Origin of the sequence: Providencia sp. PROV048 (assembly GCF_033688165.1) — a bacterium.
GTDB classification, from domain to species: Bacteria; Pseudomonadota; Gammaproteobacteria; order Enterobacterales; family Enterobacteriaceae; genus Providencia; species Providencia hangzhouensis.
This window is the reverse complement of sequence record NZ_CP096360.1, coordinates 845,459-856,439: the sequence shown is the minus strand read 5'-3', so window position 1 is coordinate 856,439 and position 10,981 is coordinate 845,459. Positions and strand designations below refer to the sequence as shown.

Sequence of the window (10,981 nt, the reverse complement as noted above, 5' to 3'; positions counted from 1 at the left end):
ATTAAGATCCAATATTAGCTATTTGACTACAATAAAATCACCTTTGTGCCAAATACCAACACTTGTTTTTTTATTATTTATATCAACCAACTGAAGTTTTACAGCTAAATTTGGCATCAAGTAATAACGTTCTTTACAGATCCCATCGGAACCAAGATTTATTTTCTCAGGTAAACAAGGTCCTGAAGCAACAACACGAAAAGAACTGTTCCCTAAATTAGCAACTTTCTGATTTTCATATTTGTATTGAAAATTTTCTATTCTAGGTGCAACAACAAGTATTGTACTAATCGTTGCAGATGTTGTTGCTGATGCTGATTTTGAACTTTTCGTAATCCCACTTTCACTAATTGGGTCATCTTTCCAATTTAGTCGATAATAACGTTCCTTATCGTCTTTCGGGCCATTGTAGATAACTTTAAATACATCACGTGCATTTCCCGGAAGAATAATATTCGCTGGTGTTGACAATATTTCGTTAGGATCGTTAGTTGAAATTACCTTTCCATGTTCTAATGGTGTATCTATTTTTTCTATCGTTAAGTTTACTAATCTAGCCGCATCAACTGTGTTTTCAATTTCCTTAGAAAGTGAATCTTCATCGGATGAAATAATTTCTGTGATATTACCAACATTAACAGCCAAGGTATTTTTTAGTGGGAGAATTGATAATAGAATAACTGCTATTGTTGTTTTTTTCATAATAGAACTCAAAATAAAAAACGATAAAGACTCTATATCCTTATATTATCTTTATCGTAACAAAGGATTTTTTATTTAATTAATAAAAAACTTATGGAGTAACAAAAGTTCCTTCCCAGTTTGCAGTAAACTGGACTTTCACATCACCATCCCAAACACCATCATCTAAGTCTTTAAACTCAGCGACTGCGCCTGCTGCTTTAGCTTTAGCAATAACAAAGGTGAATTCACCGCGATCTGTTGCACGGTCTGAGCTATTATAAACACCATCAGCCGCTAAATTATCTAAACCTGAAGTAATACCGTCAGCAACGCTGATTAACGTAGTATCCGTAGCAGTGTTTAAATCAGTACCATTCCATTTAACGCCAACTTCTAATGTAGAATCGTCGGCAGTTCTTGCTAATGTATTAGCAATAATTTTAGATGTTAATTTAAAGTCAGTTGCGCCGGATTGTCCTTGAATAGCGACATCGAATGCACCATTTTGCTGATTAAAGCTTTTTTGGCCTTCGGCGTAATTAAAAGTTAAGCTTTTTAGTGGAGTCACAACTAACATGCTTGTCGTGTCTTTAATTGCAGTCGCTTGCCATGTTGCTGTTGCTTGAGCGGTACGTGTATCTGCATTTGCAACGGTAGCAAAAGAAGCAGCAATAACCCCAGATAATAATACAGATGATATTTTCTTAGTAAACATTTTATTCTCTCTAATTTAAATTCAATATACAACAAATGAAAAATTACTTAGTATAAAAAACACTTTTAACTGTGTTTTTTATAAAACATAATCTTGAGCACTATGAGAATAGAGCTAGAACAATTTAAAATAATATTACTGCTTTTTATTTATGAAACTATCAATCAAATAATTGCTTAATAAATAACTTTTTTTACTTTTTTCTTTCTCCAATTTTATATCGATATCACATTCGCTTTGAACAAATAAAATAAGCTCAACCCAATTCTTATCTAATAGGCGTAAAAGATGACTTAATTGGTCTATTGTTAATGATGTTTTCCCTGTTTCATAACGAGATATTTGTTGCTGGCTAACATCCATTAGCTTTGCTAATTGCTTTCCCGTTAATTTTTTTCCTTTCGAGATTTTCTTAAGAATATTCCCGCATAATAACTCAACCTATTTACTTCCATAAGCATTTCCAAAATTTTCCCGATGTATAAACCAAATTTAATTTTTATTAAATGATAATCATTAATATATTTAATAGACTAAATTATTCTAGTGATAATTCATTAACTACTAATTTATGCCTAATAATATAAATTGATTAAAAAACGTGTAAAAATGTTTAAACTTATCAATAGAATTAAAATCAATAGGCCTGAGCTTTTTAATGTTTTTTTGCACCCATATTTTGAGATATACAACCGAATAAAACAATATAGATTACAGTGACACGCCAATTAATGCCAAGTTTCATTTTGTTCCAATTTGGAATGCAATGTATTATTTGTAATTTAAAATAACACTTAATATGAGTATTAAGGATTTCGCTCTATAAAATACTCATTGATTAGCGTTAAGATCGAGTATGCTATTTTTATTGATGTATATCAAAACATACTCATTCATTTTTATTTTTTTAAAGAATAAAAAAATAAAAACAATGACTATAATAACTATCCCTACTGAAACGGTTCATTAATGATATAAAAAAAATATCATTTCAACCCCTCAAATAAAGTACAAAAAACCATCTATTTTGTTCGATTTATACCAAAGAAAAAATAGTAACGCGTATAAATTATAATATGTACTTACCAAGAAAAAAAAGAGAATCGTTCAAAAAATAATCTATCCAGCTATTCCAGAAAGCTAATCGATATTACTCATCATGTATAGATAGCTTATAACGTTTTTACTAACAGACATTCCTATACTCTATTACTATACCAAAAAGCATCATCTCTAGTGGGAAGCTAGATTCAAAAGAAAGGATTAAAATCTAGATTAGCTATCCTTTTATCTATAATTAAATTTATATGCTACCTACCGATAAGCACCGGCTCAATCCCTTATAAATTACTATTTCCACTTAATTTATAATTACCTTCTGTAATTTTATGTGAAAATATAAATAATTAACTTTATGGTAAGTACTAAAATCACATATCAGTAACAACTTAACGAAATTTTAAAATAATTAATATGATTGAAAGGAACGTGAATTATTCTTGCAAACCTACTATTTATAAATTTCATTACATCAATAACTTAACTCGAAGACGTCATTAATAGCAATAGATGATATTTATAGGAAGGAACTCTTAATGCAGTTAAATACAGTCATGATAAAAAAAAACGCCACGCTAATATATTAGCGTGGCGTTATAATTTGGCGGAACGGACGGGACTCGAACCCGCGACCCCCTGCGTGACAGGCAGGTATTCTAACCAACTGAACTACCGCTCCTGATGTTCCCTACTGGGAACGCCATGCATATTACGAATACTTAAGGACCCCGTCAACACTTTTTCTTGTTAAATCGCGCAGTTGAACAGTTTTTAGCCTTGAGAGGCTTTTCTATGCATTTTCCTAAGCAACCATTAATGATAACACCAATCATTAGTGTAAATTTTCAGCCTCATCGGAAGATTGCCGCCAAAGGCAGGGTTTGCCACCCTTCTTATCAACAATATCCAGCCGGGCTTCATGAGCAATAAGCTCTTCATCGGAAGCAAAAATCACCCTAAGGCCAGTTTGGGGACGTTCAATTCTTTGAATTTCATACTCTTGCTCATTATTAGCCGATTCCGAATCCATCGAAAATGATAATGAAGTTTGCCCGCCTGTCATTGCCAAATAGACATCTGACAGAATTTCAGCATCGAGTAAAGCCCCGTGCAGTGTTCGCTTAGAGTTATCAATTAAATAGCGGTCACATAGCGCATCCAAGTTATTCCGTTTACCCGGGAAAAGTTTGCGAGCCAATACTAAGCTATCAGTGATGGTACAAAAATCTTGCGTGGGTGGAATTTCTTTATTAAGTTTACGGAATTCATAATCCATGAAACCGATATCAAAGGGAGCATTATGAATAACAAGCTCTGCACCTCGAATAAATTCAAGGAACTCATCCGCAATTTCTGCAAAAACAGGTTTATCTTGTAAAAATTCATCACTTATCCCATGCACTTCGAATGCTTCAGGATCCACTAAACGGTCAGGTTTAATGTACACATGAAAATTACGCCCTGTTAGTCGGCGGTTAATCACTTCAACCGCACCAATCTCTATAATGTTGTGCCCTTCATAATGAACACCGAGTTTATTCATACCGGTTGTTTCAGTATCAAGGACAATTTGTCTGGTTATCACCGTGCTCATAATGTTTTTTTGTGTCAAACTAGAGGGGAACGAATAATATAGAGTGTAACAGAAATGACAAAGCAGGTAGAAATTTTCACGGATGGTTCCTGTTTAGGCAATCCTGGCCCTGGTGGATATGGCGTTGTTTTACGCTACCAACAGCATGAAAAAACGTTGAGTGAAGGTTATTTTTTGACCACAAATAACCGAATGGAACTACTTGCAGCCATCAAAGCATTAGAATCGCTAACAAGACCTTGTGATATTATTTTAACCACTGATAGCCAGTACGTACGACAAGGAATAACACAATGGATCCACGGCTGGAAGCGTAAACAATGGCGAAAAGCAGATAAATCCCCTGTCGTTAATGTCGATTTATGGAAACGCCTCGATGATGCCATCCAACGACATACTATTGATTGGCGTTGGGTTAAAGGCCATGCTGGCCACCCCGAAAACGAGAAATGTGATGAATTAGCTCGAGCTGCGGCTTCAGCACCAACTAAAGAAGACACGGGTTACCAACCCGCACAAAACTAAGAAGGGTCGTTTACCTTCATTGATTTACTGATCTCCTTTGCTGTACCGAGTGCTGTTCCAATCTTAACTTTTGGTTGCTTAAATTTTAGTGGTGTCGGAGTTAGTGGGTAAGTCCGTTTCCGCGCCACAATCACACTTAAAACACCAACCCCCCCACAGCTTTTATTCACTCGTCTATTCGCCCCCAGCCAAGGGATTATTTGGCAATTGCGATGATACAAAACTTCATAATTTAATAAGCTGAGCCAATCAAATACCCTAACGGATGGAAAAAAACGGCTACAATAAGGCTGCCGTTTACGTAAAACAGGCACGAGTTTCGCCATTCCAAGAAGACTGAAAGGGTTAAAACCTGAAATAATTAACCAACCATCGTCGATTAATACCCGGTCAACCTCCCGTAAGAGCCAATGAGGATCATGGCTATAAGCCAAACAGTGAGTCATTAGGCAGGCATCTATAGATTTTTGGGTTAATGGTAAAGCTTCGGGTTTGGCAACAAGGTTAAAACGCGGATCGCCGGTACCAACATTAAATTGGTGAGAGATAAGACAGCCTTCGGTCTGGATTTCAGTACTTAAATGACCTAACTTAAGCAGATGAAAGCCAAATATCTTTGGCCACCAAGGGCTAAGTTGATTTTCTATGGCTTGACGGTATTGTTCTCCAAAAGGAATGTCAGACCAACTAACAGGCATTTGAATTTTTTTATCAATACGCGCAGGCTTCATGAAATTCCCCTATTAACTATTAACAAGTATCGAGGTCATTATGGAGTTAATTCGAGTACCAGCTTTAAACGATAACTACATTTGGGTTTTAGCTGATAGCCACCAACAGTGTATCATCGTTGACCCTGCAGAGGCAGAACCTGTGCTTGAAATAATTACAGCCAAGCGATTGACCCCAGTCTCAATCCTATTAACTCACCACCATAATGACCATACGGGTGGCGTAAAAGGGATTTTAAGCAAATTTACAACTCTTCCCGTTTTTGGCCCAAAAGAAACTCAATCTAAAGGAGCAACAGAAATAGTCGAAAACGGTGATAAAGTCATAATTGACGAGTTCAACCTACAGGTTATTTCATTATCAGGCCATACATCTGAGCATATTGGCTTTTACCAAGCACCTTATTTATTCTGTGGTGACACCCTATTCTCTGCGGGTTGTGGGCGGATATTTGAAGGAACGCCTGAGCAAATGTTTGAATCTATCCAAAAAATTGCAGCACTCCCTGATGAAACCTTAATTTGTTGTGCTCATGAATATACTTTATCTAATCTCAAATTTGCACACCATATATGGCCTGAAAATGAAGCGATTACACAATATTTACAAAAAATAACGCAAATACGTGACAAACATCAACCAACAGTACCTACCCCATTGAAAATAGAGAAAAAAATAAATATTTTTCTGCAATGTGACAACCCTCAACTACAGAAAAAACTCAATATTAATCTACAAAGCCCACCTTTAAGAGCAATTTTTACCCTACTGCGTCAATTAAAAGACCAATATTAAAGTTTAATGATTGTCATATCGGGGTGGGATAAGTATTATTGTTCGACTTTTAAACATTAAAATGAAGAACAATAGAAAAGAATGAAGATAATCGCGACGCTTATCGCCATTGTTCTGTTGGCCGGATGCCAAACTGCCCCGAAAAAAATTAAGCAGAACAAAACTCCTAGTAATCATACAATTGAAACTGTTGCATCACATAACCAAGCCGCCAGTAGACAATTACCTAAATCTGATTATGACCTATGGGGTTATATTAGTGATGAACTAAAAATGGATATCCCTGATAAACCTCAAATTAGGGAGTTAGCAAATAGTTATTTAAATAAACAACGTTTTGTCTACGATGTGGCATTAAGAGCTGAGCCATACATGTACCTCATCGTAGACGAAATTAATGAGCGCAATTTACCAATGGAGTTAGCTTTAATTCCTATTATTGAAAGCTCGTTTAATCCTAAAGCAACTTCTCCGGCACAAGCTGCAGGCCTATGGCAAATCGTCCCTATCACGGCTCGCTCATATGGCCTAAAACAAACACAATGGGTTGATGAACGCAGAGATGTCGTTTCTTCAACTAAAGCGGCCTTCGATCTTCTCGAAAACTTAAATGTTATGTTCGGCCATGACTGGGAGCTCACTCTAGCTGCCTATAACTGTGGTGAAGGCTGTGTACAAAATGCTATCAAGAAAAATGAGGCTGCCGGGTTACCAACTGATTTCTGGTCACTCTCTTTACCGAAAGAAACCAAACAATATGTACCAAAAATCTTAGCGCTTAGCCAAGTATTAAAAAATCCTGAAAGGTATCAAGTTAATTTGCCAACAAGTAATAAAAATAGAGCACTCACTCAAATTGATGTTGGCCAACAAATCACGTTATCTCAAGCTGCTGAGCTGGCTGGGTTAACAGTTGAATCGGTAAAAACATATAATTCTGGTTACACTCGCGGTATAACATCACCAAGTGGCCCTCATTATATTATGCTACCTACTGCTAAAGCCGAACAATTCAAAACATCTCTTTCCGACCAAGACGTTTTAAACACGATTCGCTTAGCTGCACAACAAAATCAGCAGATTAAAACAGCGCAACCTACTGCAATTTCTAGCGCACGTCAAAATCGAGCTAAAATAGCAACATATAAAGTACGCAAAGGCGAATCCGTCGCAAGTATTGCAAAAAAATTCAATACTACTGCGAAAGATATTCAAAAGCTAAATGGATTAAAAACCGCAAGCGTTATCAAACCTGGGCAAGTATTAAAAGTTGCTAGCCCAGCGTCTACAGCAAGTAGCCGTAAGGCAAAAACCTATAAGGTAAGAAAAGGCGATTCCTACTATAGCATTGCTAAGCGTCACGGCATAAAGCTCAATGATTTAATGACTTGGAATTCAGGTGTCAAAATGGCCGACCTGAAACCAGGGGTGACCTTAAACCTCTACCTTTAAGTTAATCTCAGCAAAAAAGCTTTTATCTATTTCAGATAAAAGCTTTTTTATTTTGAATTCTCTTATTAGTAAAAATTAATTATTTGAATGAATTAAATAGGATAATAATTTTTATAACATCTTTTGTATAAACGTTTCATATTCGCTGTACTAGAATAACCGATGGTTAAACTATAGTTTAAATACTTCATAAAATTGAGTTTAAACAGAACATACGTAACTCAAACCTCAACTACTCACTAATAAATTAGAAAAAAGTCGTTTATTGGTGGTGACATATGTGGTAATAATGCTATTATTATATCGCGGCTAGTTTAGTCCGAGCAGCCAGTCCGTATTCGAACATCGCTTATGTATTATATTAATAATTTTCGAAAGTTTAACGAACTAGCAATAATCTTATATTTTTCAATATACTAACGTGTAAACTTTTATATTGAACATAGGTGCTTTAATTAGTTAACATGACATTATTGATAAAAAATACACACAGCAAAAGTCAGATTCGCCTGCGGAGGTGATTATGGATGAATACTCACCCAAAAGACATGATATAGCAGAACTAAAATACTTATGTAATAGTCTCAATAGAGACGCTATTTTAAGCTTACAAAAAACAAATACACACTGGATTAATGATTTAAGCTCCCCGCAAAGCGCAGCCTTGAATGAACTCATTGAACATATCGCTGCATTTGTATGGCGGTTTAAAATCAAATACCCAAAAGAAAATCTTGTTATATCACTTATCGAAGAATACCTCGATGAGACCTATGATTTATTCGGCAGCCCAGTTATCACACTTAGTGAAATTATAGACTGGGAAGCAATGAATCACAGTCTTGTCGCTGTGCTGGATGATGACCTAAAGTGCCTAACTAGCAAAACTTAAAGGTATTATTTACCTTTAGTTCAGACTATAAAACCGTATATTAATAAGTAATTTTGCATAAAAGAAAGGGTATTATGACCAAATCTGATTATCTGATGCGTTTAAGAAAATGCACCACAATTGAAACACTTGAGCGTGTCATTGAAAAAAATAAGTATGAATTATCTGATGATGAGCTAGAGCTATTCTATTCAGCAGCAGATCACCGCTTAGCTGAACTCACAATGAATAAGCTTTATGATAAAATCCCAGCGTCTGTTTGGAAGTTTGTTAGATAATATCTTATTAACACGCACAGATAGTGAATGGTTATAGCCGGTAAATCCACTTATCGGCTGAACGCAATGTATTTATCATTTTATTATTGGCATAATTATTATGCTAATAGCATTTTCTTACTTTAAATTTTAGCCTGCCAACTTTTTCTTATCACAATACTCAACAATTAATGTTGTATTCTTAACTTTTCTTTTTAACTTTTGAATTCATTTAAACCTTAAAGTTTAATTTACATTTATAAAAATAAAAAAGAATAAACAGAAAAAACAATTAAAAATTATATTTATAATAAATTGGAATAGGGAGACTGATATACAAGGAAAGGTCTTAGAATTGGGTGGGAGCCCTGCCAGCGACATCCCGGCACACACGACCCCTGCTATGGCTGCTTCCTTCCGGACCTGACCAAGTTAACAAGTTAGCGTTGCGGGAGAACCAACAGAGCCCCCATTGATTGCTTCTTTCAAAGCAGGGGCATTATGCTTGATAGTCATTGAAATAGCAAGAAACCCATGGCTAAGTGGCGATTTATCACACAAACACCTATAAAAATAGAGACTCAACTAAGAGCCGGTACATTGGCTAATTCGCAGAGACCATCAATAATTCAACATTTTTTGTAATACCGTTGTTGATAACCTCTACAACACTATCACTGATATACAATAGTTTTCCGTTTGCGCTTATAGTTGCATTCACAACTAGCGTGCCTTCTTGCCTAACTTCACTTTTTTGGTAAGTTAGTTCAAAAGGAATTGTCGGCCGATTGTTCACCGAATTATAATATTTTTGAGATAATATCAGTGCAGGTAAGTCCGCAACCGTTGTATCTGCCAACGTAATTGTAACAACTGCGTCTTCAGGTAAAACAGTATCCTGTAAAATCACCACACGGCCCTCGATTTTTCCTGAATCGACTGTCTGGTTATTATTACTATTTTGAGCATTAAGTGCTTTTTCGCTGGGCTTGGTGCTATTCCCTTCACAGCTAACCAACGTTAAAATCACTAATAAGCTAACAATATAGCGAAAAAACTTCATAGTTATTACCTATAACACAATGTTTACTAAAACATTTTAAAATAATCGGAATAGACAAGTCATTTTCTGATGAGGGAATAATAAAAAGTATAACTAATATTGGTAGAATAATACATTTATATTTCCAAATGTAACAATACGTAACCCCAATTTATTCGCTAGTAATTAATCTACCTATTCAGGGTAAATAATGGGAAAATACCAATATCTCATTTACGTATAACTGAACTAAGATGACTATGAGCCCAGAATTACAGAATTTAATTAGCCTAATTGAACTCGAAAAAATTGAAGAAGGTATTTTTCGTGGACAAAGCGAAGACCTTGGTTTACCTCAAGTTTTTGGTGGACAAGTTGTTGGACAAGCCATGTATGCAGCTAAGCAAACTATACCTGAAGAAAGAGCGATTAATTCTTTTCATAGTTATTTTTTACGCCCAGGCGATAGCTCACGTCCCATTGTTTATGACGTGGAAATTTTACGCGATGGCGGAAGCTTTAGCGCACGCCGAGTAAGTGCCATTCAAAATGGCAAACCTATCTTCTTTATGACCGCATCATTTCAATCTCAAGAAGAAGGTTATAGCCATCAGAACTTAATGCCAGATGTACCACCACCTACAAAATTAATTTCTCAAGATGATATTGTTCAAAGTTTGGCTGATAAATTACCAGAAGCAGTTAAAAAGTATGCTCTTCGGCCAACTCCTTTTGAATTTCGTCCCGTTGAATTTTACAGCCCATTCGATGCCGCACCTCAAGAACCATTTCGTTATATTTGGTTCAAAGCGAAAGGGCAACTGCCTGATATACCTTCACTACACCACTATTTATTAGGTTATGCCTCTGATTACAATTTCCTCCCTGCCGCATTACAGCCGCATGGTAGAGGATTTATGGAACGCGACTTACAGGTTGCAACTATTGATCATTCAATGTGGTTCCATCGCCCATTTAAAATTGATGACTGGTTACTGTACGCTGTAGAAAGCCCTTCGGCATCAGGTGGGAGGGGTTTTGTGAAAGGACAAATCTATAATTTACAAGGTGATCTTGTTGCAACTGCAGTCCAAGAAGGCGTAATTCGTCAACGGCAACCTCGTAAATAACCGCTATTTAAAGTAAGTGATTACTTACTTAGAAAAATATATTAGTCAGTTTAAAAAGGTAATGGCAGCCAGCAATAAGCTGCCATTATCAATTTACATAAAAC

12 protein-coding genes, 1 tRNA gene and 1 other RNA gene are annotated in these 10,981 nt (G+C 35.8%); 6 read left to right on the top strand and 8 right to left on the bottom strand.

From position 1 onward, the window contains the following. Positions 1 to 18: 18 nt before the first annotated feature. The 5 genes from M1F26_RS03640 to dnaQ all read right to left on the bottom strand — a co-directional run bounded on the left by M1F26_RS03640 (position 19) and on the right by dnaQ (position 4,052). Positions 19 to 702: a hypothetical protein gene (locus M1F26_RS03640; protein ID WP_140172120.1), complete on the bottom strand. Its 684-nt coding sequence runs from the start codon at positions 700 to 702 to the stop codon at positions 19 to 21. Positions 703 to 793: 91 nt separating this feature from the next. Beyond that, positions 794 to 1,399: a common pilus major fimbrillin subunit EcpA gene (gene ecpA / locus M1F26_RS03635; protein ID WP_140172119.1), complete on the bottom strand. Its 606-nt coding sequence runs from the start codon at positions 1,397 to 1,399 to the stop codon at positions 794 to 796. A 135-nt stretch (positions 1,400 to 1,534) separates the two neighbouring features. Beyond that, on the bottom strand, positions 1,535 to 1,762 hold the full coding sequence (locus tag M1F26_RS03630) for a helix-turn-helix domain-containing protein (RefSeq protein WP_233618378.1): 228 nt from the start codon (positions 1,760 to 1,762) through the stop codon (positions 1,535 to 1,537). A gap of 1,298 nt (positions 1,763 to 3,060) precedes the next feature. Continuing rightward, a tRNA-Asp gene (locus M1F26_RS03625) sits at positions 3,061 to 3,137 on the bottom strand. Between the two features lie 153 nt (positions 3,138 to 3,290). Further along, positions 3,291 to 4,052: a DNA polymerase III subunit epsilon gene (gene dnaQ / locus M1F26_RS03620; RefSeq protein WP_140172118.1), complete on the bottom strand. Its 762-nt coding sequence runs from the start codon at positions 4,050 to 4,052 to the stop codon at positions 3,291 to 3,293. Between the two features lie 54 nt (positions 4,053 to 4,106). Between dnaQ and rnhA the strand changes: the two genes are divergently transcribed. After that, entirely contained in the window at positions 4,107 to 4,577 is a 471-nt protein-coding gene (gene rnhA, locus M1F26_RS03615; protein WP_004905405.1) for a ribonuclease HI, read from the top strand. Here rnhA and M1F26_RS03610 read toward each other — a convergent pair. Continuing rightward, positions 4,574 to 5,308, bottom strand: coding sequence for a class I SAM-dependent methyltransferase (locus tag M1F26_RS03610; protein ID WP_094962149.1), 735 nt, complete (start codon positions 5,306 to 5,308; stop codon positions 4,574 to 4,576). The two genes, rnhA and M1F26_RS03610, sit on opposite strands and share 4 nt — an antisense overlap. Positions 5,309 to 5,348: 40 nt before the next feature. Between M1F26_RS03610 and gloB the strand changes: the two genes are divergently transcribed. The 4 genes from gloB to M1F26_RS03590 all read left to right on the top strand — a co-directional run bounded on the left by gloB (position 5,349) and on the right by M1F26_RS03590 (position 8,726). Next, positions 5,349 to 6,104, top strand: a complete 756-nt coding sequence (gloB, locus tag M1F26_RS03605; RefSeq protein WP_140172117.1) for a hydroxyacylglutathione hydrolase — start codon at positions 5,349 to 5,351, stop codon at positions 6,102 to 6,104. 81 nt (positions 6,105 to 6,185) lie between these two features. Then, positions 6,186 to 7,556, top strand: a complete 1,371-nt coding sequence (mltD, locus tag M1F26_RS03600) for a murein transglycosylase D (protein ID WP_136135575.1) — start codon at positions 6,186 to 6,188, stop codon at positions 7,554 to 7,556. A 523-nt stretch (positions 7,557 to 8,079) separates the two neighbouring features. Further along, a complete protein-coding gene (gene tomB, locus M1F26_RS03595) occupies positions 8,080 to 8,448 on the top strand; it encodes an Hha toxicity modulator TomB (protein ID WP_004905413.1) in 369 nt (122 codons plus the stop codon). Positions 8,449 to 8,522: 74 nt separating this feature from the next. Then, on the top strand, positions 8,523 to 8,726 hold the full coding sequence (locus tag M1F26_RS03590) for an HHA domain-containing protein (RefSeq protein ID WP_004905417.1): 204 nt from the start codon (positions 8,523 to 8,525) through the stop codon (positions 8,724 to 8,726). Between the two features lie 345 nt (positions 8,727 to 9,071). Here the strand turns inward: M1F26_RS03590 and ffs are convergent. Together ffs and M1F26_RS03580 are read right to left on the bottom strand one after the other, a co-directional pair. Beyond that, positions 9,072 to 9,168: signal recognition particle sRNA small type (ffs, locus tag M1F26_RS03585), an RNA gene on the bottom strand. 141 nt (positions 9,169 to 9,309) lie between these two features. Next, the gene (locus M1F26_RS03580) at positions 9,310 to 9,768 is read right to left on the bottom strand and encodes a YbaY family lipoprotein (RefSeq protein ID WP_140172116.1); all 459 of its coding nucleotides are present in this window, start codon (positions 9,766 to 9,768) and stop codon (positions 9,310 to 9,312) included. Between the two features lie 239 nt (positions 9,769 to 10,007). Between M1F26_RS03580 and tesB the strand changes: the two genes are divergently transcribed. Next, complete coding sequence (gene tesB, locus M1F26_RS03575) at positions 10,008 to 10,877, top strand: acyl-CoA thioesterase II (protein ID WP_109911901.1); 870 nt, start codon at positions 10,008 to 10,010, stop codon at positions 10,875 to 10,877. Positions 10,878 to 10,981 lie beyond the last annotated feature (104 nt).

Excerpts from the sequence above, each read along its gene's own strand:
- mltD (WP_136135575.1), top strand. The coding sequence starts at position 6,186 with ATGAAGATAATCGCGACGCTTATCGCCATTGTTCTGTTGGCCGGATGC.
- tesB (WP_109911901.1), top strand. The coding sequence starts at position 10,008 with ATGAGCCCAGAATTACAGAATTTAATTAGCCTAATTGAACTCGAAAAA.
- M1F26_RS03590 (WP_004905417.1), top strand. The coding sequence starts at position 8,523 with ATGACCAAATCTGATTATCTGATGCGTTTAAGAAAATGCACCACAATT.
- dnaQ (WP_140172118.1), bottom strand. The coding sequence starts at position 4,052 with ATGAGCACGGTGATAACCAGACAAATTGTCCTTGATACTGAAACAACC.
- ecpA (WP_140172119.1), bottom strand. The coding sequence starts at position 1,399 with ATGTTTACTAAGAAAATATCATCTGTATTATTATCTGGGGTTATTGCT.
- gloB (WP_140172117.1), top strand. The coding sequence starts at position 5,349 with ATGGAGTTAATTCGAGTACCAGCTTTAAACGATAACTACATTTGGGTT.
- M1F26_RS03610 (WP_094962149.1), bottom strand. The coding sequence starts at position 5,308 with ATGAAGCCTGCGCGTATTGATAAAAAAATTCAAATGCCTGTTAGTTGG.
- rnhA (WP_004905405.1), top strand. The coding sequence starts at position 4,107 with ATGACAAAGCAGGTAGAAATTTTCACGGATGGTTCCTGTTTAGGCAAT.
- M1F26_RS03630 (WP_233618378.1), bottom strand. The coding sequence starts at position 1,762 with ATGGATGTTAGCCAGCAACAAATATCTCGTTATGAAACAGGGAAAACA.
- M1F26_RS03640 (WP_140172120.1), bottom strand. The coding sequence starts at position 702 with ATGAAAAAAACAACAATAGCAGTTATTCTATTATCAATTCTCCCACTA.
- M1F26_RS03580 (WP_140172116.1), bottom strand. The coding sequence starts at position 9,768 with ATGAAGTTTTTTCGCTATATTGTTAGCTTATTAGTGATTTTAACGTTG.
- tomB (WP_004905413.1), top strand. The coding sequence starts at position 8,080 with ATGGATGAATACTCACCCAAAAGACATGATATAGCAGAACTAAAATAC.